The 20,018-nt window shown below is 67.7% G+C and carries 19 protein-coding genes; 10 read left to right on the forward strand and 9 right to left on the reverse strand.

Features of this window, described 5'->3' with window-relative positions:
* Positions 1-97: 97 nt before the first annotated feature.
* Both V2S85_RS01925 and V2S85_RS01930 read right to left on the reverse strand, forming a co-directional pair.
* Positions 98-649 (reverse strand): peroxiredoxin, encoded by a 552-nt coding sequence (locus tag V2S85_RS01925; protein ID WP_330701180.1) that lies wholly within the window; start codon positions 647-649, stop codon positions 98-100.
* Positions 650-690: 41 nt separating this feature from the next.
* Positions 691-921 (reverse strand): biotin/lipoyl-containing protein, encoded by a 231-nt coding sequence (locus tag V2S85_RS01930; RefSeq protein WP_008830979.1) that lies wholly within the window; start codon positions 919-921, stop codon positions 691-693.
* A gap of 182 nt (positions 922-1,103) precedes the next feature.
* On the opposite strand from V2S85_RS01930, the gene V2S85_RS01935 reads away from it, so the two are divergent.
* Together V2S85_RS01935 and V2S85_RS01940 are read left to right on the forward strand one after the other, a co-directional pair.
* Positions 1,104-1,349 (forward strand): type II toxin-antitoxin system ParD family antitoxin, encoded by a 246-nt coding sequence (locus V2S85_RS01935; protein WP_271183205.1) that lies wholly within the window; start codon positions 1,104-1,106, stop codon positions 1,347-1,349.
* Entirely contained in the window at positions 1,342-1,632 is a 291-nt protein-coding gene (locus V2S85_RS01940; RefSeq protein ID WP_330701181.1) for a type II toxin-antitoxin system RelE/ParE family toxin, read from the forward strand. The genes V2S85_RS01935 and V2S85_RS01940 overlap by 8 nt, the downstream gene beginning before the upstream one ends.
* Positions 1,633-1,647: 15 nt before the next feature.
* Here V2S85_RS01940 and V2S85_RS01945 read toward each other — a convergent pair whose 3' ends face one another.
* Both V2S85_RS01945 and V2S85_RS01950 read right to left on the reverse strand, forming a co-directional pair.
* A complete protein-coding gene (locus V2S85_RS01945) occupies positions 1,648-3,063 on the reverse strand; it encodes an acyl-CoA reductase (RefSeq protein ID WP_330701182.1) in 1,416 nt (471 codons plus the stop codon).
* Between the two features lie 47 nt (positions 3,064-3,110).
* Positions 3,111-4,460, reverse strand: coding sequence for a hypothetical protein (locus V2S85_RS01950; RefSeq protein WP_330701183.1), 1,350 nt, complete (start codon positions 4,458-4,460; stop codon positions 3,111-3,113).
* Positions 4,461-4,592: 132 nt separating this feature from the next.
* Between V2S85_RS01950 and V2S85_RS01955 the strand changes: the two genes are divergently transcribed.
* From V2S85_RS01955 to V2S85_RS01965, 3 genes are all read left to right on the forward strand, one after another.
* Positions 4,593-5,240 carry a TetR/AcrR family transcriptional regulator gene (locus V2S85_RS01955; protein ID WP_330701184.1) on the forward strand — a complete coding sequence of 216 codons (648 nt, stop codon included), beginning with the start codon at positions 4,593-4,595 and terminating at the stop codon, positions 5,238-5,240.
* A 62-nt stretch (positions 5,241-5,302) separates the two neighbouring features.
* Entirely contained in the window at positions 5,303-6,154 is an 852-nt protein-coding gene (locus tag V2S85_RS01960) for an SDR family NAD(P)-dependent oxidoreductase (protein WP_330701185.1), read from the forward strand.
* Positions 6,155-6,464: 310 nt separating this feature from the next.
* Positions 6,465-7,337 carry a CoA ester lyase gene (locus V2S85_RS01965; protein ID WP_330701186.1) on the forward strand — a complete coding sequence of 291 codons (873 nt, stop codon included), beginning with the start codon at positions 6,465-6,467 and terminating at the stop codon, positions 7,335-7,337.
* Positions 7,338-7,387: 50 nt separating this feature from the next.
* Here V2S85_RS01965 and V2S85_RS01970 read toward each other — a convergent pair whose 3' ends face one another.
* Positions 7,388-8,746 (reverse strand): M20/M25/M40 family metallo-hydrolase, encoded by a 1,359-nt coding sequence (locus tag V2S85_RS01970; protein ID WP_330701187.1) that lies wholly within the window; start codon positions 8,744-8,746, stop codon positions 7,388-7,390.
* Positions 8,747-8,881: 135 nt separating this feature from the next.
* Here V2S85_RS01970 and V2S85_RS01975 point away from each other — a divergent pair, with 135 nt between their 5' ends.
* The 4 genes from V2S85_RS01975 to V2S85_RS01990 all read left to right on the forward strand — a co-directional run bounded on the left by V2S85_RS01975 (position 8,882) and on the right by V2S85_RS01990 (position 13,669).
* On the forward strand, positions 8,882-9,940 hold the full coding sequence (locus tag V2S85_RS01975) for a hypothetical protein (RefSeq protein ID WP_330701188.1): 1,059 nt from the start codon (positions 8,882-8,884) through the stop codon (positions 9,938-9,940).
* Between the two features lie 50 nt (positions 9,941-9,990).
* On the forward strand, positions 9,991-11,670 hold the full coding sequence (ettA, locus tag V2S85_RS01980; RefSeq protein WP_008830987.1) for an energy-dependent translational throttle protein EttA: 1,680 nt from the start codon (positions 9,991-9,993) through the stop codon (positions 11,668-11,670).
* 241 nt (positions 11,671-11,911) lie between these two features.
* Positions 11,912-12,895 carry an RcnB family protein gene (locus tag V2S85_RS01985; RefSeq protein WP_330701189.1) on the forward strand — a complete coding sequence of 328 codons (984 nt, stop codon included), beginning with the start codon at positions 11,912-11,914 and terminating at the stop codon, positions 12,893-12,895.
* Between the two features lie 105 nt (positions 12,896-13,000).
* Positions 13,001-13,669: a 2OG-Fe(II) oxygenase gene (locus tag V2S85_RS01990; protein ID WP_330701190.1), complete on the forward strand. Its 669-nt coding sequence runs from the start codon at positions 13,001-13,003 to the stop codon at positions 13,667-13,669.
* A gap of 12 nt (positions 13,670-13,681) precedes the next feature.
* On the opposite strand, the gene V2S85_RS01995 is transcribed toward V2S85_RS01990, so the two are convergent.
* From V2S85_RS01995 to V2S85_RS02010, 4 genes are all read right to left on the reverse strand, one after another.
* Positions 13,682-14,212 carry a DUF1003 domain-containing protein gene (locus V2S85_RS01995; RefSeq protein WP_330701191.1) on the reverse strand — a complete coding sequence of 177 codons (531 nt, stop codon included), beginning with the start codon at positions 14,210-14,212 and terminating at the stop codon, positions 13,682-13,684.
* A 16-nt stretch (positions 14,213-14,228) separates the two neighbouring features.
* Positions 14,229-15,824: a lysine--tRNA ligase gene (locus V2S85_RS02000; RefSeq protein WP_330701192.1), complete on the reverse strand. Its 1,596-nt coding sequence runs from the start codon at positions 15,822-15,824 to the stop codon at positions 14,229-14,231.
* Between the two features lie 251 nt (positions 15,825-16,075).
* Positions 16,076-16,366 carry a DUF2218 domain-containing protein gene (locus tag V2S85_RS02005; protein WP_330701193.1) on the reverse strand — a complete coding sequence of 97 codons (291 nt, stop codon included), beginning with the start codon at positions 16,364-16,366 and terminating at the stop codon, positions 16,076-16,078.
* Entirely contained in the window at positions 16,363-17,118 is a 756-nt protein-coding gene (locus tag V2S85_RS02010) for a PadR family transcriptional regulator (protein ID WP_330701194.1), read from the reverse strand. The genes V2S85_RS02005 and V2S85_RS02010 overlap by 4 nt, the downstream gene beginning before the upstream one ends.
* A gap of 147 nt (positions 17,119-17,265) precedes the next feature.
* Between V2S85_RS02010 and V2S85_RS02015 the strand changes: the two genes are divergently transcribed.
* On the forward strand, positions 17,266-19,995 hold the full coding sequence (locus V2S85_RS02015) for an ATP-dependent DNA helicase (protein WP_330701195.1): 2,730 nt from the start codon (positions 17,266-17,268) through the stop codon (positions 19,993-19,995).
* Positions 19,996-20,018 lie beyond the last annotated feature (23 nt).

Consider the following 20,018-nt stretch of genomic DNA (forward strand, 5'->3'; position numbering starts at 1 on the left):
GGATCACGACCGGCCTGAAACAAACGAGCCGCACCGCTTAGCGCAGTACGGCTGTTTGTAAAGTGGCGCTCAGGCGGTTCGGCGCAAGGGGCCGGGTTCAACCGGGGCGCTTGGCCTTCATCGCCTTGACCGCCGCCAGCGTCATCGTGACGTGTTCGCGGTAGTCCATGTCGGAGTGGACGAAGGCGACGTGGCCGCTCTGGTCGATGACGTAGCTGACGCGCTGGGTCATGCCTGCCGGGACGCCCGGTCGGGTGAGTGCGACGTCGTAATCCGTGGTCACCTTGGGGCTGGCGGTGGCGACCGCGAACTTGTCGCGGCATTCCTCGGTCGAGAATTTCTTGAGCGTCGGCAGGTCATCTGCCGACATCCCCACCACGGTTGCGCCAAGCTGCGCGAACTCGGGGGTGGCTTCGGCGAAGGCGTGGGCCTCCAGCGTGCAGCCCTGCGTGAATGCCTTGGGATAGAAGTAGAGCACGACCGGCCCCTTCTTCAGCGCCTTGGCGAGATCGAAGTCGACTTCCTTGCCCGCCTTGGCGCCCTTGGCCGCGAACTGCGGCGCCTTCGCGCCGACCGCGAGGCTCGCATGCGCGGTGCCCGAAACAGCGAGGAGCCCGAAGGCGGCGACAGCGGTAAGAAGGCGGTTCATGGCGCGGATAGTGACCCGACGATCCGCGCCTGTCCAGCCGGTTACTCGATCCAGCCGAGAACGGTGCCGACTTCGTAAGTCTCGCCCGTCTGCGTAACGATCTTGAGCGTGCCGGTGGCGGGGGATTCGACCTCGTTGGTGGACTTGTCAGCCTCCAGCGAGAACAGAGGCTGGCCTTCGGTCACTTGCGCCCCATCGGCGGCGAGCCATTCGGCGACCTGGCCCTCCTGCATGGAGAAACCGATCTTCGGGAGCAGGATTTCGACGGCCATGGTGGTTATGATCCCCTTCGCATGCCCGGCACGGCGGGCTGTTTGATCGATGGGTAGCGCACTCGCCGCGGCAGGCAAGCGAGGGGCAGACATATCCGTCTCGGCGATGTTGCGGCTTGAAGAGAGCCTTGCAGCCCTGTGCTCCAAGCATTAAACTGCACTAATAGTATGATGGAAAGCACATGGCTACGGTACGCAAGACAATCACGCTGACCGATCAGCAGGATGCCTGGATCGCTTCTCAGGTCCGCGCGGGGCGGTATACGAACGACAGCGAAGCGATCCGCGATCTCATCCGGCGCGAACAGGAGCGGTCCGGCGAAATCGAAGGCATTCGCAGCGCGCTGATCGAAGCCGAACAAAGCGGTGAGCCCGAACCGTTCGACTTCACAGCCTTCAAGCGGCGCAAGATCGCCGAGCATGGCTGAGTTCCGGCTCAGCCCGAGAGCCCAACGCGACCTTGAAGCGATCTTCGACCATACCGCTGCCGAATGGGGCGTTCCCCAAGCCGTCGCTTATGTGGATCAGATCGAACAGGCGTGCACCGATCTGGCAAATGCACCCCTGCAATCCAGTGATTGCAGCCACATCCGTGCAGGGTACCGGCGACGGGCAGTGGGAAGGCACGTCCTCTATTTCCGGCCGACCGACTATGGTGTCGCGGTGATGCGCATCCTGCATGACCGCATGGATGCGCCCCGTCACATCTAGGGCCACATCTAAGCACTACCCCCGCCCGTCCTCGTGCGCCATCCAGTGCACGAAGCGGTGGAGCGGGTACATCGCGTCGTGCGGATTGCCGATGGTCGAAGGCCCCGCTTCTCCCAGATGCACGATGCGCTGCGCGCCCCCGGCGGCGAGGCGGTCGCGGTAGGCGGCCATGCGGTCGAACGGGTAGAAGCCGACCGTCTGCGTCGCCACGTTGATCCACTTCACCGCATCGTCGAGGCTGTCCACGCGCACGACGTTGGCGGTCTTGTTGATCGGGTGAAAATCGACCGGCTCGTCCGAGCGGATCACCAGGCCCCGCCCGTCGGTGCGGCCCCAGACGCCGTACTCGTCATCCATCAGCGTCATCGATTCGACCGCCTCGCGCATGTCCATGTCGAGCGGGCGTACGTCGCCGCTTTCCGCCGCACGGCGAGCCACGTGATGGTGCAGGCGCGCGCAGAAACGGTCTACCGCCGCCTCGTCCCCCTCGACGAACTGGAAGCGGCTGGCGACGCAGGCCTCCTGGTTGAGTGTCATCACGTCCGCCGAGCACAAGTCCGCCACCCGGTCGATCGTCTCCTCGTACGCCAGCGCCTCACGCCCGACCATCGAGATCGAGGTCTTGGGATCGAAGGATACCAGCTGGAAGCCGGGGCCGAGGTACTTGATGACGTTGTTGATCGCGTCCCCGCCGCCCCAGGCGACGATCTTGTCGAAGTACTGCGGGCGATAGAGCACCCGCTCGGTCGCATCGTCGCCGCCGCGCCAGTAGACCGCCGACATCGAGCGCACGATCGGATGGGTGGGATCGAGGTCGGCCATCGTGCGCAGGATCGCGACCATGGTGAAGGGATCGGCGCTGCTCATCTTGAACAGGTTGATGCCCTTGACCATCGCCCCCTGCGCCACCGACTTCACCGCGACGCCGGGAGAATTGCCCGGCAGCACATGGATCAGGCGCGGTGCGAAGGCGCGCACGAAGCTCTTGCGGCCGGTGAAGTCCTCCTTCGGCACCCATTCGTCGAGCGCGCGCGGATCGGGGAAGTTCTGCTCGACTTCGGCCATCAGCACCCGCTTGTCGAGATAGGCCGCCGCGTGGCGCGCGGTATTCTCGACGACGGCGCGAGGCAGGATATGCGTGCGGCACATGCGCTCGATGCATTCCTGCATGTGCGGGTTGTCGTGCGCGAGCAGGCGCTGGCCGGTCTCGACGAGGAAGTCGATGATCTCGGCCAGCGGTACGTTGAGGAGCGGCGGCACTTCGGTGCGCGGCGGCACCGCGCGATCGAACGGAATGCGCGGCGTGGCGAACGTGACGCCGAGGTCGCGCGACGTCTGGATCACGTCGGTCCCGTGCAGCACTTCGCCACGCAGGAAGAACGGGGCGGAGACGAGGTCTTCGCTGACCTCAGGCTGTGCGATCTCGTTCATGCCACACCTCGCACAGTCTTCGCTGACCTCAGGCTGTGCGATCTCGTTCATGCCACACCTCGCACATACGCGTCGACCGTGCCTGCGCAGCCGATCTTGTCGTCGCCTTCGAGATCCGCATAACGGGCGATGTCGTCGCGGATCGAGGGGCCATGGTTGCCGCAGGCGCAGGGGGAATGGTCCAGCGATATCCTGTCGCCGGTGATGACGCCGCCCCAGCGTCCGTCGAGCGAGAGGTCGAAGAACGCCGCGCGCCCTTCCTGTTCGCCGCCCGCATGGGGAAGCGCCTCGTCACCCGACTTGTCGAGCAGCACCGGCACGATCCACGGCGGCACGTGATAGCGCCCGCCCTCTCGGCACTTGGGCATGCCGGAATTCAGTTCCTGCATCGAATAGTTCTGGAAGTGGCGGTCGGCCGGGATGTTGAACGTCTCGAACACATAGTCCTGATAGTCCGTCGGAAGCTGCGCGCGCTTGAGGCCGCCGCCGACGTAGATCGAGTTGTCCGGGTTGAAGTCCTCACGCCCGTAGCCCGCGTCGCGCACGGCCTTGGCGACCTGCCACAGTCCGTTCCACAGCCCCGAAAGCTGGAGCTTGCGATGCCGGTTCTCGATGATGAATTGCGCCGTCGCGGGCACCGCATCGGCGACCAGCCGCGCGCGCTCGGCCGATGTTTCCTCGAAGACGGCGATCTCGTCCGGACGGGCGGTGCCCTCGGCGATCTTCTTGCGCATGACCACCATCGCCGTCAGCGAACCGACCGTGATCGGCGGCACCGGATAGTTCCAGCGCGGCCACTCGGGATTGGCGAAAGCCTCGTGCTGCGCCTGGGCGATCGCCGCGTTCTTGGGCACCGTCGCCACGGGAGCGCAGCCGATGATCAGCCGGTCCTGCGCCGGAACCACGCCCGAGCCCCACGCGAAGACATTGACGGTATCGATCCGCGACCAGTCCATGTCCTTCTGCGAGGCGATCAGCATCGCCGACTTGCCGGTGGTGCCGCTGGAGCAGGAAATGAAGTGCCCCTGCTCCGCCAGCCGCGCGATCCAGTCGTCGATCCCGGCGATCCCGTCCGTCGCGATGCCCTCGATCGGGTAGGCCGAGACCGTGCCCAGCCACTTGGTCAGCCGATCCCAGCGTTCGTCCATCAGGTAGCTTTCCGGATAGGACTTGTAGGCGGTGTGCGGAAACAGCACCGGCACCACGTCCTCGATCCGCGCGATGCTGTCGATCCCGGCATCGCGGGCGCGCAGGCCGAGCAGCCTGATCCGGTCCCGGCGCTCCTGAAACCGCTCGTCCAGCGCGGCAACCTGGGTTTCGCGCAGTTCGCCCGCCGAGAACGCAAAGCGCTCCGGGTCGGCGACCAGCGCAGTGAGTTTGTCCGCAGCAATGCCCATGCTTCCCTTACTCCTCTCCCTTGCCGCCGCGACGGACTGGACAGTCCATCGCGACTCGATTAATAACACCTTATGCGTTTCATTATTCACGAGCCTCTTGGCGACGCAAGCCAAATCGGGTCCATGGGGATCATGCTCGAAGACACGCACCCTGCGCTCCCCAAGGCGGGCCGACCCACGCGCGAACAGGCGCAGGCCCGGCAGGTCGCCCTGCTCCACACCGCGCTCGAACACTTCCTCGACAAAGGATACGAAAGCGCCACGATCGAGGGGATCGCCGCCGACGTGAACATGACCAAGCGTACGGTCTATGCGAAGTACCCGGACAAGGCCGCGCTCTTCCGCGCCGCCGTCCGCCACGGCACCGAGGCCCGCGCAGTCAGCGCCGGGACGATCGCCGCCACGCGCAGGGACACGCTGGAAGATACGCTCATTGCCATCGCGATGCTGCGGATCGGGCTGGTGGGAGAACCTGCCGGCGCCAAGCTGCAGCGGCTCATCAATACCGAGAGCTACCGCTTCCCGGAAATCTTCCAGACCTATTACGACATCGCCGCGCTACCGACCGTGCGCTTCCTCGCGCAGATCCTGCAGGAAGAGACCCGCGCCAGCCGTCTCGCCATCGGCGACGCGATGCTTGCGGCCAACGTGTTCATGAGCATGGTCGTCAGCGGCCCGGTGCGCTTCATTCTGTCGGGCAACACATTGTCGCGGGCGGACATCGACCGGCGCGTGCGTTTTGCCGTGGGGCTGTTCCTGAAAGGCGCGCTCCCGCGATGAACTGACCGTACACCCCCGCGACCCGGCAACCGGGCGCGCGAGCACAAGAGAGGAATCCCCGCATGCCCGATCCCGACCGTACCGTCGTCATCACTGGGGCAAGCTCGGGCATTGGCAAGGCCAGCGCCGGGGCTTTCGCCCGCATGGGCTGGCACGTCATCGCCACCGGCCGCGACCCGGCGCGCTGCGATGCCGCCGAAGCCGAACTGCGCACGCTGGGCAAAGTCGATTTCCTGCGCGGCGACTTCGCCGAGATGGCCGACGTGCGCCGCGTCGCGGGCGAGATCGCGGCGCTGACCGACCGGGTCCACGTCCTCGTCAACAACGCCGGCGGCATCCGCGACGGGCGCTACATCTCGTCCGAGGGGCTGGAGGCGACTTTCGCCGCCAACCACCTCGCACCGTTCCTGCTGACCCGCGAACTCATGCCGCTGCTCGAACGTGCCGCCGGGGACAGCCCGCCGGGAACGGTACGGGTGATCGCGGTGTCCTCGCTGGCGCACGAACAGTGCCCGGCGATGCATTGGGACGACCTGATGCTGTCGGACCGGTTCGCCACCGGCCCCGCCTATTGCCAGGCCAAGCTGGCCAACCTGCTGTTCACCCGCGAACTCGACCGGCGGCTTTCCGGCACCGGGATCACCGCGCAGGCCATGCATCCGGGCAAGGTCGGCTCCAACTTCTGGACCCACGGCGAAGCCTCGCTGCAGGCCTATGGCCAGGGCCAGGATCTCATCGGGCCCGAGCAGCCCGCGCGCACGATCGTCTGGCTCGCCACCGCGGCCGAGGGCGGCGCGGACGGGGGGCGCTATTTCCACGATCTCGCGGAGATCCCCGCCGCCCCGCAGGCGCGCGACGATGCGGCGGCCGCGCGGCTTTGGCGGGAAAGCGAACGCATCCTCGACACGGTATGAGAAAATCATCGCCCCGTGCGCCGGTTGGAGCGTCACGGGGCGATGTCTGCGACCCTGGGAAGGGCTGCCGCGTCGGGCCTGCAGGAGCGGAGGAGGGACTCCGGCAGGCCCCGGTCGCGATGCGCAGCGACCACTTGCGGCTGATGCCCCTCCATATATCCGGCAAACGATTGCAAACTGTACCTTGTGCTTAGGGGAAGTCCGCCAGTGATCGCGTCACGGCCTGGCAACCATGCGGCGCGCGCTTGACCGGGCGGCGATGCCCGGCCCAAGGAGGCGGGGACATCCTCGATCCCGGGAACCTGCCTTGATGACAGCCGCCGACCGCCCCCGCCGCAGCGCCCTCTATCTGCCCGCCTCCAATGCCAAGGCCATCGCCAAGGCGCGCACCCTGCCCTGCGACGTGGTGATTCTCGACCTCGAGGACGCCGTCGCGCCCGAGGCCAAGGACGAGGCCCGCGCCGCCGCGATCGCGGCCGTGGCGGAAGGCGGCTTCGGCCACCGCGAGGTCGCGATCCGCGCCAACGGCATCGACACCGAATGGGGCGCCGCCGACCTTGCCGCCATCGCCGGCTCGAAGGCCGACGCGGTGCTGGTACCCAAGGTCAACGGTCCGGCCGATATCGACCGCTATCAGGCCGCGCTCGCCGGGGCGCCGGCCTCGCTCCAGCTCTGGGCGATGATCGAGACCTGCGCGAGCGTCTTCGCGCTGGAGCCGATCGCCGCGAAGGCGCGCGACACCCGGCTGTCGCTGTGGATCATCGGCACCAACGACCTGGCCAAGGAAATGCGCGCGCAGCTGACGGCGCCGCGCACGCCGTTCCTGCCGTTCCTGTCGATGGCGGTCGCCGCCGCGCGGACGCATGGCGTCGCGGTGCTCGACGGCGTGTGCAACGAATTCCGCGACCTCGCGGTATTCGAGGCCGAGGCGCGGCAGGGCCTGCTTTATGGCTTCGACGGCAAGAGCCTGATCCATCCCGCGCAGATCGATCCGTGCAACGCGGTGTTCTCTCCCGGCGAGGCGGATCTGGCCTGGGCCGGAGCGGTGATCGCGGCCTTTGCGCTACCCGAGAACCGGGGCAAGGGCGCGATCAAGGTGGACGGCCGGATGACCGAGCTGCTCCATCTCGAACAGGCACAGCGGCTGGTCGCGTTGGCGGAGCGGATCGCGGCGGCTGGATAATCCCGCCTTCGTCATTCCCGGCGTGCGTCGGGAATGACGAAGGCCATATCCTACGCGCCCGCCTTACCGATCGTCCCCGGCTCGTTGGCGATCACCCCGAGCACCGCTGCCCAGGCATCGACGTTCTGCTGCAGCGCTGCCGGATCGACCTTGTCGAGCGTATCGTCGGGCGTGTGGTGCAGGTCGAAGTAATGCGTCCCGTCCTGCCCGAGGTCGATCACCGCGAGCTTCTGCGCGGCGATGATCGCCGAGACGTCCTCGCCGCCGTCGGCCAGCCCTTCATGCGGGACGATGCCCATCGGCCAGAGCGCGGCCTTGACCTTGTCCACCAGCGGCTTGTTCTGCGCGGCGGTGTTGAACTTGACCTGCCACACCCTGTCGGCGCCGAAGTCGCTCTCCATCGCCACGGCATGCGCTTCGGAGCCATGCATCTTCACGTAATGCGCGCCGCCGCCGCCGGTCAGGCCCATTTCCTCGTTGCCCGACCACAGCACGCGGATCGTGCGCAGCGTCTGCCCGTCCTTCTGCGCCGCGAGCGCGGCGGCGGTGACGATCGCGCAGCCCGAGGCATCGTCCACCGCGCCGGTCCCCAGATCCCACGAATCGAGGTGGCAGCCAACGAGGATGATCGGCAGCGAGGGATCGCGCCCCGGCAGGTCGGCGATGACGTTGCCCGAAGGCGCGTCGGGGAACGGCTTGCCTTCCAGCCTCAGGTCGATCGCCATCGGCTTGCCGCGCGCGGCGGTGCGGGCGACGAGGTCGGCGTCGGGATTGGACACCGCGCCCGCCGGGATCGGGGTGACGTCGCTGGCGAAGATGGTCACGCCGGTATGCGGGTTGCGGTGGCTGTCGGTCCCGGCCGAGCGGATCACCACGCCCGCCGCGCCCTTGCGCGAGGCGATCGTCGGGCCCTGCCTGCGCACATTGCCGTAGGGCCCGTAGCCCGAGCCGTCCTGCGCCGCGCGCATGGCGTGGTCGATGAAGGCGACCTTGCCCTTGAGCGAGCCGTCCGGCGCCGCCTCCAGCGCGGCGAGCGTCGGGAAGTAGACCAGTTCGGCCTTGAGCCCGCCCTTGGGCGTGGGGACCGAGAAGCCGAGCGCGGTGATCGCCAGCGGCTGCGCGTAAGGGGCCGTCAGCGCCGCGCTTTCGGGGCCGCGCGTCCAGGCGCGGGTCTTGAATTCCTCGACGCGCACGTTGCTGAAGCCCAGCGCCTTGAGCCTGGCCTCGCCCCAGGCACGCGCGCGACCTTCGGCGGGCGATCCCGCAGGGCGCGGGCCGATCTCGGTGGTGATGCCCTCGACGATGTCCCAGGCGACGCCGGTGCCCTGCTGGGGCGCGGCGAAAACGGCGGTGGAGGCGCACAGCGCACCCGCAAGCAAGGCGGCGCGCAAGGGGGGGAGATGGTTCATGGTGCAACTGCTAACCGAGCGGCATCGCGCTGCCAAGCGCTGCCGGACAACCTCGTCCCGCTGTGCTCGTCCCGCTGTGTGGATAATCGCCCATACGCCTTGCCGCGACCGGCGCGAGCGAACACAACCGCGCGCATGCTTGCCGCGCTGACCCGTCTCCAGGCCCTTGCCGTGATCGTGCTGATCGTCCTGCTGGCGGCGGCATCGCTGACCATCGGGGCATCCGAGAGCGGCGAGGCGATCAGCGGCGACGGGCGCTATTCCGACGTCCAGCTCTACACCGACGTCGGCAACGCGGTCGCGGGCGGTGAAGGCTATTACCATGCCGCCGTCCGCCTCCAGCGCGCCCATGGCTTTCCCACCAGTCCCTTCGTCACTGTGCGCCTGCCCACGCTGGCGTGGATCGAGGCCATGCTGGGCTGGCGCGTGGCCGGGCTGCTGCTGGACGCGCTGCTGCTCGCCGCCGCCGCCGCGTGGTTCGCGATGCTGCGCCCGCTGGTCGGCGCGCCCACGCGGATGGCGGCGATGCTGCTGGTGCTCGTCGGCGGCGCAATGGCGGCCAGTCCGGGGCTTATGGTCTCGCACGAATTGTGGGCCGGCACGCTGGTGGCGCTCGCGGCGGCGCTGCGGGTGCGCGGCGCCTGGGTCGCCGCCGTGATCGCCGCCGCAGCCGCGCTGGCGATCCGCGAACTGGCGCTGCCTTTCGTGCTGGTCGCCGCGTTCTGGAGCCTCGTCGAAGGCCGCCGACGCGAGTTCGCGACATGGGCCGCGCTCGTCGCGCTCTATGCGCTGATCCTCGCGCTGCACCGGCAGGCGGTCATTCCGCTGTCGCTGCCGACCGACGCGCTCTCGCAAGCCTGGGGCGGGCTGCGCGGGCCGGGAGCGGTGCTGCAGGACATCGCCGACGTGACCCTGCTCCACCTGATCCCGGCGCCGTTCTGTTTCCTGGCAGTGTTCCTCTCGCTGGCGGGGTTCCTCGGCGCGCCGGCCCCGGTGGCGCGCTTCGCGGTGCCGTGGCTGGGCGGGGTGGCGCTGCTGCTGGCGGTCTTCGCGCGGCCGGTGAACTTCTACTGGGCGATCCTGTGCGTGCCGATGGTGACGGCGGGGCTGGCGTTCCTGCCGGGCATGGCAAGGGATCTCGCCAGGGCCGTCACCCGCCGCGCTGCCCTTGGCAACCCGCCCTCGCCCCTGTAGTAGCGGCCCCAACTCCATCCAGACTTCGAATTTCCATCCAGAGGAACTCCATGGCCGCCCAATACGCCTATGTCATGAAGGGCATGACCAAGACCTTCCCCGGTGCCCAGAAGCCGGTGCTCAGCGACATCTCGCTGCAGTTCTACCAGGGCGCCAAGATCGGCATCGTCGGCCCGAACGGTGCCGGTAAGTCCACCCTGATCAAGATCATGGCCGGCATCGACACCGATTTCACCGGCGAAGCCTGGCCGGGTGAGAACATCACTGTCGGCTACCTTGAACAGGAGCCGGAACTCGATCCGACCAAGACCGTCCTCGAAAACGTCAAGGACGGCGCGCGCGAGACCGCCGATCTGGTCGACCGCTTCAACGAGATCTCCAACATCATGGGCGACCCGCCGGAGGACGTCGACTTCGACGCGCTGATGGAGGAAATGGGCGACCTGCAGGGCAAGATCGACGCGGTCGACGGCTGGACGCTCGACAACCAGCTCGAAATCGCGATGGAGGCCCTCCGCTGCCCGCCGAGCGACTGGCCGGTGAACAGCCTGTCGGGCGGTGAAAAGCGCCGCGTCGCGCTGACGCGCCTGCTGATCCAGAAGCCCTCGATCCTGCTGCTCGACGAACCGACCAACCACCTCGACGCCGAATCCGTCGAATGGCTGGAAAACCACCTCAAGGAATACGCGGGCGCGGTCTTGATGATCACCCACGATCGCTACTTCCTGGACAACGTGGTGAACTGGATCCTCGAACTCGATCGCGGCAAGTACTTCCCGTATGAGGGCAACTACTCGACCTATCTCGAGAAGAAGTCCAAGCGCATGGAGCAGGAGGACCGCGAGGAATCCGGCCGCGCCAAGGCGCTCAAGGAAGAACTCGAGTGGATCCGGCAGACTCCGGCCGCGCGCCAGACCAAGTCCAAGGCGCGTATCCGCAAGTTCGAGCAGCTGCAGGAAGCGCAGTCCGGCCGCCGTCCCGGCAAGGCCCAGATCGTCATCCAGGTGCCCGAGCGCCTCGGCGGCAAGGTCATCGAGGTCAACAACATCTCGAAGGCTTACGGCGACAAGCTGCTGTTCGAGAACCTCTCGTTCATCCTGCCGCCGGGCGGCATCGTCGGCGTCATCGGCCCGAACGGCGCGGGCAAGTCGACGCTGTTCAAGCTCATCACCGGCAAGGAAACGCCTGACGAAGGCACCATCGAGATGGGCTCGACCGTCCACCTCGGCTTCGTCGACCAGAGCCGCGACCACCTCGACCCCAAGAAGAACGTCTGGGAGGAAATCTCCGACGGCCTCGACTACATGAAGGTCAACGGTCACGACACCTCGACCCGCGCCTATGTCGGTGCGTTCAACTTCAAGGGCGCCGACCAGCAGAAGAACGTCGGCAAGCTGTCCGGCGGTGAACGCAACCGCGTCCACATGGCCAAGATGCTCAAGGAGGGTGGCAACGTCCTCCTGCTCGACGAACCGACCAACGACCTCGACGTGGAAACGCTGGGCGCGCTGGAAGAGGCGATCGAGAACTTCGCGGGCTGCGCCGTGGTCATCAGCCACGATCGCTTCTTCCTCGACCGTCTCGCCACCCACATCCTCGCGTTCGAGGGCAACAGCCACGTCGAATGGTTCGAAGGCAACTTCGCCGCCTATGAGGAGGACAAGCGCCGCCGTCTGGGCGATGCGGCCGATCGTCCGACAGCGCTGGCGTACAAGAAGCTGACGCGCTGAGGCGCTGATTTGTGGTGTGTCGAGAGCCGCCATCCGGCGGCTTTCTGTGCCGTACCACCTAACGAAAGAGCCGCCGTCCGGGCAACCGGGCGGCGGCTCTTTCGTTTGTCGCTGCAATATTACGAAACTTAACAGTGAGCGACGCCACTATTCACCTTTCCGACAGCGCGAACCCGGTACATCCACGGTCACGATGAGCCGCGCTTCGCCGTCCGGCGCCTCGGTTTGGAGACCGATTACGATGACCCATAACAAGACCACCAAGGCAGGCGCGCTCTTCACCGCAGGCGCCATGGCCCTGACCCTCGCCTCGCTGCCAGTCACGAGCTTCGCCAAGCCCGACGAAGATCGCGGCGGCGGACGACCCGAACGCGCGCAGCAGGCGCCGCGACAGCAACCTCAAGCGCGCCCGCAGCCGCAGGCCCAGCCCGCCCAGCAGCGCAGCGCACCGAACCCGCAGGGCGGAGCCCGTTGGGGCGACTTCAGCGGCCGCAATCGGCCCCAGCAGCAGCCTCAGCAACAGCCCCAGCGCGCCGGGCAGGAAGCCCCGGGCCAGCGCGGCAATGCCTGGCAGGGCAGTCCCCAGCGCCCGCAGGCCGATCGCGGCGCCGGGCAGGCGGTGCGCCGCGACGACGACCGACGCGACAATACCGCCTGGCGCGGCACCCCTGATCGTCCCGGCAACGACGGACGGCCCGGAGATGGCCGGCGTCCCGGCAATGACGGAAGGCCGGGTAACGATGGCCGCCCCGGCAATGACGGCTGGCGCGACGGCGATCGGCGTCCCGGTAACGATGGCTGGCGCGACGGCGATCGGCGTCCCGGTAACGATGGCTGGCGCGGCAACGATCGCCGGCCTGGTAACGATGGACGCCCGGGAAACATCGGCCGTCCCGACAACGGGCGCGGCCAGGCCTGGAACCGCAACGACTGGCGGCGCGACAACCGCTACGACTGGCAGCGCTACCGCGACCGCAATCGCAACACTTACCGGATCGGGCGCTATTACGCCCCGTACAACGGCTACTCCTATCGCCGCCTGAGCATCGGCTTCTCGCTGGGCTCGATGTTCTACGGCAACCGCTACTGGATCAACGACCCGTACGCTTACCGCCTGCCGCCCGTCTACGGCCCCTATCGCTGGGTCCGTTACTATGACGACGTACTGCTGGTGGATATCTACAGCGGCGAAGTCGTCGATGTGATCTACGACTTCTTCTGGTGACGATGCAGAACCCCGGGGCGAAAGCTCCGGGGTTTTTCTTGGGTTTATTTGACCCGTGCAAAAAGGCGGATTGATCTGCGACGCATTCGCGATACTCTCCGGCCCGTGACCACGCGCGCGATCAATCCCGATTGCAAGGCGCTCGCCCGCATCGGCGCGGCGGTACGCGGACGGCTGGCACAGCAGCCTTGCGTCCGGCGCTATCCGGACGAGCGGGCGGAAATCTACGCGATCGACGGTTTCCTAGCACCCCTGGCCTGCCAGCGGCTGATGGCGCTGATCGACGCGGTCGCATGCCCTTCCGCACTGGTCACCGGAGAGGGCTGGCCGGACTATCGCACCAGCTACTCGGGCGACATCGACACCGCCGAGCCTTGCGTCCAGGATCTGGAGACGCGGCTTTCCGCGATCACCGGCATCGCCGAATGCTGCGGGGAATCGGCGCAGGGCCAGCGCTACCAGTGCGGCCAGTATTTCCACGAGCACTGCGACTGGTTCGACACCACCGCCGGGTACTGGCAGGACGAGCGACGCTGCGGAGGCCAGCGCAGCTGGACGGCGATGATCTACCTCAACGCCGTGGACGAAGGCGGCATGACCGACTTCACCCGCGTCGCGCTGAGCATTCCGCCATCCGCGGGCACGCTGCTGCTGTGGAACAACGCCCTGCCCGACGGCACCCCGAACCCCTGGACCATGCACGCGGCGCGGCCCGTGGTGCGCGGGGTCAAGTACGTGGTGACGAAGTGGTTCCGCACGCGGACCTGGCAATAGGACGGCGCGCCGTCAGGTCTCCTCGCCCTCTTGCGCGCAGGCCTTCGCTTCCAGGAATTCGAACAGGTGATCCATCCGCTTGTGCAGGCGGATGATCTCCAGCTGCGTGCGCAGGTTCACCTCGTAGTCGTGGCGCGCGGCGATGCGGTCCTTGTCGGAGGCGCGGTTCTGGCTCATCATGATGACCGGCGCCTGGATCGCCGCCAGCATCGAGAGCATCAGGTTCAGGAAGATATAGGGGTAGGCATCGAAGGGATGCAGCCCGAAGTCCTCGAGGATGCGGCTGTTCACCAGCATCCATCCCAGCAGCACCACGCCGAAGGCGATGATGAAGCCCCAAGAACCGCCGATCGCCGCGACGCGGTCGGCCAGCCGGTCGCCGAAGCCGGCATGCAGCGATGCCTCTTCCTGCGCGTCCGGTCCCATGACCTGGCCCGAGGCGATGCGCTGCAATACGCGCCGTTCCTCAGCGTCCACGTCGGTCAGCTTGCGCCCGAGCAGTTCCTCGCAAAGTTGCTCGGGCGTGAGGTCGGTGCGGTGCATCGCGTCTCCCGTCAGGTCAGGCCGAAAGAGCCTCGGCAATCAGCTTGCGCGATTCAGGAACGCCGTAAAGCGCGATGAAGCTCCCCATGCGCGGTCCCTGCGGGGAGCCGAGCAGGGTTTCGTAAAGCGCCTTGAACCAGTCCCGCAGGTTTTCGAAACCGTAGGCCTCGTTCTTGCCGATCTCGTAGACGATGTTCTGCAGGTCTTCGGCGGTAGCCCCGCCCAGCGCCGCAAGCTGCGTGTCGAGGTCCGTCAGAGCCGCCGCCTCGTTCTCCGTCGGCGCCCGGCGCTGAAGCGTCGGCGCGATGAAGTCGCGGTTGGTGGCGAGCGCGGCGCGGACCATTTCGGCAAGGTCCGGGTGTGCCTGCGGATTGGCGTCGGCCACGTAGTTGCCGAGGTAGGACCACACCTGCTCCGCCGTCGCATCGGCGCCGAGCACGCCGACGAGGTTGAGCAGCAGCGAGAACGTCACCGGCACGGTGTCGCCCGCACCTTCACCACCGCCATTGGCGCGCAGCAAGTGCCACACCGGATTCCCCAGCTGCTTGTCGAGCGCCTGCCCGGCCAGATTGCCGCGGAACTGCCAGTATTCGTCGACCGCCTTGGGGATCACGCCGGCGTGGAGCTGCTTGGCGCTCTTGGGCTCGCGGAACAGGTAGAAACCGAGCGACTCCTCGGTGCCGTAAGTCAGCCACTGGTCGATGGTCAGGCCGTTGCCCTTGGACTTGGAGATCTTCTCGCCGTTCTCGTCGAGGAACAGTTCGTAGATCAGCCCCTCGGGCTTGCGGCCGCCGAGGACCTGCACGATCTTGCCCGACTGGGTGACCGAGTCGGTGAGATCCTTGCCGCACATCTCGTAATCGACGCCCAGCGCAAACCAGCGCATCGCCCAGTCGACCTTCCACTGCAGCTTCGCCTTGCCGCCGAACGCCGACTGCTCGACGACGGTGCCGTCCTCGTCGGTGAAGCGGATCATGCCGCTGGCCGCGTCGATCACCTCGACCGGCACCTGCAGCACCACGCCCGTCGTGGGCGAGACCGGCAGCACGGGCGAATAGGTCCGGCGGCGCTCCTCGCGCAGCGTGGGGAGCATGACGTCGAGGATCGCCTGATTGCATTCCAGTACGCGCGCCAGAGCGGCGTCGAACGCGCCCGAATTGTAGCGGTCGCTGGCCGAGACGAACTCGTAGTCGAAGCCGAAGCGATCGAGGAATTCGCGCAGCATCGCGTTGTTGTGATGCGCGAAGCTCTCGTGCGTGCCGAACGGATCGGGGATGCGGCTGAGCGGCTTGCCGAGGTTGGCGGCAAGCACGTCGGCGTTGGGAATGTTGTCCGGAACCTTGCGCAGCCCGTCCATATCGTCCGAGAACGCCACGAGCCGCGTCGGCGCGCCGCCGGTCAGCGCTTCATAGGCACGGCGGACCAGCGTGGTGCGCAGCACTTCCTGGAAGGTGCCGATATGCGGCAGGCCCGAGGGACCATAGCCGGTCTCGAACAGCACCGGTGCGCCGTCGGGTTTGCCCTGCGGGAACCGCTTGAGCAGCTTCTGGGCCTCCTGGAAGGGCCAGGCCTTGGACACACGTGCGGCTTCGATCAGGGCATTTTCGGTCATGGCCCGCGCTCTAAGGCGAAATGCGCGATTTTCGCAAGGGTTCAGTCGGGGTCGCGCGCTACTTCAGCACCATATCCCCCGTCACCCTGAACTTGTTTCAGGGCCCATCATGCCGACAGCCCGGTGGCTTAGACGGCAAATCGAGAGGGCAGCCTAGCCAGCCACTTCCCGGCACCAACCGCCCGATGGATCCTGAAACGAGTTCAGGATGACGGCGTGCAAGGAGGAGCGATCAGCCCCTCCTTCTCCGCTCAGTCCTTCCACGCCCAATCATAGACCAGCGCGTCCTCGCGGAACGCGAACCGGTCGATGTGGCGCGCGACCACATCGGTCAGGCCCTGCACCGCGTCGCGGTCCTCGCCGGTGATAGTGATGGCGATACCCTCGGCATCGGCGTCCATCACGGTGACGGCGTTGGGGAACGTCACCGTTCCCTTGTCACCATCGACTTCGGTTGCCAGCTTGTGGCTCCAGTGCTTGCAGAGCTGGCGGACGTACTTGCCGCCGTTCGGCGTCTTCACGGTCGCGGCGATGGTGCTCACTTCTCGATCCTTTCGATCTTGCGAGTGGCCTCGTCGATGACATCCGCGATCTGCAGGATGAAGTCGCGGTCGGCGCCTTCGGTCGAGAGCCGGTCGAACACCGCCGTCTTGAGCGCGTGGAACGCCCGGCGCACCGGCGCGGGATCGACGCGGTCGCGCTGTGCGGCCAGCGCTCCGAGGCGGCCCTTGAGTTCGGCGAACTTCTCCGCGTCCGCCTCGGCCTTGGCGCGGCCTTCGGCGGTGGCCTCGAAAGCCTTGCGAGCGCTGTCGCCGGCGACAGGGGCGATCAGGCCGGTCTCTTCCATGTAGATCAGCGCGGGGTAGACCACGCCCGGGCTCGGCGCATAGTCGCCGCCCGAAAGCGCCTCGATCTCGCGGATCAGCTCGTAGCCGTGGCGCGGTGCCTCGACGATCAGGGCGAGCAGCAGGGCCTGCAGTTCGGCCTGATCGAACAGCCGCTTGCGACGACCGCCGCGACCTTCGCCGCGCGGACCGTCAGGGCCGCCGCGCCCTCCCATGCCGCCGCCGAAGCCGCCGGGAAAGCCCTTCCCGAAGCCGCCGCCGCCGAGCGGTCCACGCGCCAGCCCGTGCAGGCCGCGCCTGCCGCCGTGGCGGCCAAGCATGGCGCGCAAGTCCTCGGCGCCTTCGGCCATCGCTGCCATCATTTCCTCGCGCCCGAAGCGGCGCTCTCCACCGTGACGGCCGCGCCCCCCTCCATGACGGTGGCCGTGGTTGCAATCTGAGTTTCTCATCATTCGTTCCATATTCTTCATGATGGCCTTAAGATATATCTTGAGTGAAATCCAACAAGAGGGAAATTTGTATCGAGCCGTAATTTTTTCCGTGGAGCGCGAGAGCCCGGCGTTTCCAATTCCGCCCCCCGTGCCTAATGAGAGGTCATGGCCGCCCTGCCCCTCCCTGCCCTCCACGCCAGTCATGGCGGCTGCTGGCTGCGCGAGAAGGATCTGACCGGCCTCGGCACCCGCCCTCTTTCCAAGGGCGAGGCGGTGATGGCGGCGGCCGACACCCCGCTGCTGATCCTCAACGCGCCCCTGCTGGCGACGCGGCTGGGCTATCCGGACCTGTCGGGGCTGGACCTGCTGGAGCTTTACGCCTTCGTCCATCCGGCGCGCTTCGTGGTGCCGACGCCCAAGGGCCTTGCCCATGCCCTCGGCCTTGCCGAGCCGGAGGGCGACGCCGACGTGCCGCGCCTGCTGCAGGAAGCGGCCGGCGCCCTGCTCGACATGTGCGAGAACGGCGCCTGGTCCGAACGCGAGGGCGCGTGGACGTCGTTGCAATCGCTGGTGAGGATGCGCTGGCCCTGGGCCACGCTGCTGACCGGCCGCATCCGCAAGCCTGAGCGCGCCGAGCGCTGGCTGTTCACCCGCCTGCCCGAATGGGAGGAGACGCCCGAAGTCCCGCAGCCCCGGCAGGTCGTGCTGGAGGACGAGGAAGTCCTGCAGCGCCTCGCCAGCCTCACCGGCAGCACCGCCGAGCAGCGCCCCGGCCAGCGCGCCTATGCGGTGGAGACCGCCCACGCCTTCGCCCCGCGCGAGCGGTCGGGCCGCCCGCATGTGCTGCTGGCGCAGGCGGGCACCGGCATCGGCAAGACGCTGGGCTACCTCGCCCCCACCTCGCTGTGGACAGAGAAGGCGGGCGGCACCGTCTGGGTCTCCACCTATACCAAAGCGCTGCAACGTCAGCTCCGCGCCGAAAGCCGCCGCGCCTGGCCCGAGCGACGCGCCGACGGCACCCGTCCGGTCGTGGTGCGCAAGGGGCGTGAGAACTACTTGTGCCTGCTGAACCTCGAAGATGCGCTGCAGGGCGGCTTCAACGGGCGCGCGGCGATCCTCGCGCAGTTGGTGGCGCGCTGGGCGGCCTACTCGCAGGACGGCGACATGATCGGCGGCGACCTGCCCGGCTGGCTCGGCACCCTGTTCCGCCAGCGCGGCATCGCGGCGCTGACCGACCGGCGCGGCGAATGCGTCTATGCCGGGTGCCCGCATTATCGGAAGTGCTTCATCGAGCGCGCCACCCGCGCCAGCGTCGGCGCAGATCTGGTGATCGGCAACCATGCGCTGGTGATGGTCAACGCCGCGCGCGGACGCGATCCGGCTTCGCGCCCGACCCGGGTGGTATTCGACGAAGGCCACCACGTCTTCGACGCCGCCGATTCCACGTTCGCCGCCGCACTCACCGGCGCCGAGGCGATCGAGTTGCGCCGCTGGGTGATCGGCCCGGAAAAGGCGTCCAAGGGCCGCCGCCGGGGCCTCTCCGCCCGCCTCGCCGACGTCGCCAGTTACGACGAGGCAGGCGCCAAGGCGATCGCCGCCGCGCGCGAGGCCGCAGAGGCGCTCCCCGGCGACGGCTGGATGGGCCGCATCGCCGAGAACGCCGCCTCCGGGCCGCTGGAAGAACTGCTCGCGGCGGTGCGCGCCACGGTTTATGCGCGTGACGAAAGCGGCGGGCAGGAAGCGGGCTATGGCCTTGAAACCGAAGCGGCCAGCCTCGAAGGCTCGTTCGTCGAGATCGCGCAAGGCGCCCGCGCGGCGCTGGCGGAACTGCGCCAACCGCTGATCCGCCTCGGCATGCGTCTCGAAGCGCTGCTGGAGGAGCCGCCCGACTGGCTCGACGGACCGGGACGCGCCCGCATCGAAGGCGCGCGCCATTCGCTGACATGGCGCGTCGATACCCTCGGCGCCTGGGAATCGCTGCTCGACCGCATGGGCGGCCCGGCCGATCCGGAATACGTCGACTGGCTCGCCGTCGATCGATCGGAGGCGCGCGAGTTCGACATCGGCATCCACCGCCGCTGGCTCGATCCGATGAAGCCCTTCGCGCAAGTCGTGCTCGAACCGGCACACGGCGTCGTCATGACCTCGGCCACGCTGCGCGACGGCGAGGACTGGGCCAAGGCCATCGCCCGCTCCGGCGCGCCGAACATCGAGGTGATGCCGCGCCTGTCGATCCACCAGAGCCCGTTCGACTACGCGACGCAGGCCGAAGTGCTGATCGTCACCGACGTGCCCAAGGGCGACATTCCCGCCCTCTCCGCCGCCTTCGGCCGCCTGATCGAGACCTCGCGCGGCGGCGTGCTCGGCCTGTTCACCGCGATCCGGCGGCTGCGCGCGGTCTATGGCCGCATCGCCGACCGGCTCGCGCGCGGAGGGCTGCCGCTCTACGCGCAGCACGTCGATCCGATCGACACCGGCACGCTGGTCGACATCTTCCGCGACGATCCGGCCGCCTCGCTGCTGGGCACCGATGCCTTGCGCGACGGGGTGGACGTGCAGGGCGACTCCCTGCGCCTCGTCGTGATGGAACAGGTGCCCTGGCCGCGCCCGACGATCCTGCACCGCGCCCGGCGCCTGGCGGGCGGGGGCAGCACCTACGACGACACGCTGATCCGCGCCAAGCTGGCGCAGGCTTTCGGCCGCCTCATCCGCAGCCGCGAGGACCGGGGGCACTTCGTGGTGCTCTCGCCCGCATTCCCCTCGCGCCTGCTCTCCGCCTTCCCGGCGGGGACGCCGATCCGGCGCGTTACGCTGGAGGAGGCTTTACAGCGCGTGGCCGGTCATGCTCAAGGAGCCACGGCGGACCGGGCGGAAGACTCGCAGTCGCTATCCTGATCCGCTGTTGTAGAGTTGGCCCC

Origin of the sequence: Novosphingobium resinovorum, from assembly GCF_036352595.1 — a bacterium.
In the GTDB taxonomy this organism is placed as follows: Bacteria; Pseudomonadota; Alphaproteobacteria; order Sphingomonadales; family Sphingomonadaceae; genus Novosphingobium; species Novosphingobium resinovorum_B.

Bases quoted from the DNA above. Each gene is read 5' to 3' on its own strand.
- V2S85_RS01975 (WP_330701188.1), top strand. From the start codon at position 8,882: ATGCTTGCCGCGCTGACCCGTCTCCAGGCCCTTGCCGTGATCGTGCTG.
- V2S85_RS01950 (WP_330701183.1), bottom strand. From the start codon at position 4,460: ATGGGCATTGCTGCGGACAAACTCACTGCGCTGGTCGCCGACCCGGAG.
- V2S85_RS01935 (WP_271183205.1), top strand. From the start codon at position 1,104: ATGGCTACGGTACGCAAGACAATCACGCTGACCGATCAGCAGGATGCC.
- V2S85_RS01985 (WP_330701189.1), top strand. From the start codon at position 11,912: ATGACCCATAACAAGACCACCAAGGCAGGCGCGCTCTTCACCGCAGGC.
- V2S85_RS01960 (WP_330701185.1), top strand. From the start codon at position 5,303: ATGCCCGATCCCGACCGTACCGTCGTCATCACTGGGGCAAGCTCGGGC.
- V2S85_RS01945 (WP_330701182.1), bottom strand. From the start codon at position 3,063: ATGAACGAGATCGCACAGCCTGAGGTCAGCGAAGACCTCGTCTCCGCC.
- V2S85_RS01970 (WP_330701187.1), bottom strand. From the start codon at position 8,746: ATGAACCATCTCCCCCCCTTGCGCGCCGCCTTGCTTGCGGGTGCGCTG.
- V2S85_RS01940 (WP_330701181.1), top strand. From the start codon at position 1,342: ATGGCTGAGTTCCGGCTCAGCCCGAGAGCCCAACGCGACCTTGAAGCG.
- ettA (WP_008830987.1), top strand. From the start codon at position 9,991: ATGGCCGCCCAATACGCCTATGTCATGAAGGGCATGACCAAGACCTTC.
- V2S85_RS02010 (WP_330701194.1), bottom strand. From the start codon at position 17,118: ATGAGAAACTCAGATTGCAACCACGGCCACCGTCATGGAGGGGGGCGC.
- V2S85_RS01995 (WP_330701191.1), bottom strand. From the start codon at position 14,212: ATGCACCGCACCGACCTCACGCCCGAGCAACTTTGCGAGGAACTGCTC.
- V2S85_RS02000 (WP_330701192.1), bottom strand. From the start codon at position 15,824: ATGACCGAAAATGCCCTGATCGAAGCCGCACGTGTGTCCAAGGCCTGG.
- V2S85_RS01930 (WP_008830979.1), bottom strand. From the start codon at position 921: ATGGCCGTCGAAATCCTGCTCCCGAAGATCGGTTTCTCCATGCAGGAG.
- V2S85_RS01925 (WP_330701180.1), bottom strand. From the start codon at position 649: ATGAACCGCCTTCTTACCGCTGTCGCCGCCTTCGGGCTCCTCGCTGTT.
- V2S85_RS01955 (WP_330701184.1), top strand. From the start codon at position 4,593: ATGCTCGAAGACACGCACCCTGCGCTCCCCAAGGCGGGCCGACCCACG.
- V2S85_RS02015 (WP_330701195.1), top strand. From the start codon at position 17,266: ATGGCCGCCCTGCCCCTCCCTGCCCTCCACGCCAGTCATGGCGGCTGC.
- V2S85_RS01965 (WP_330701186.1), top strand. From the start codon at position 6,465: ATGACAGCCGCCGACCGCCCCCGCCGCAGCGCCCTCTATCTGCCCGCC.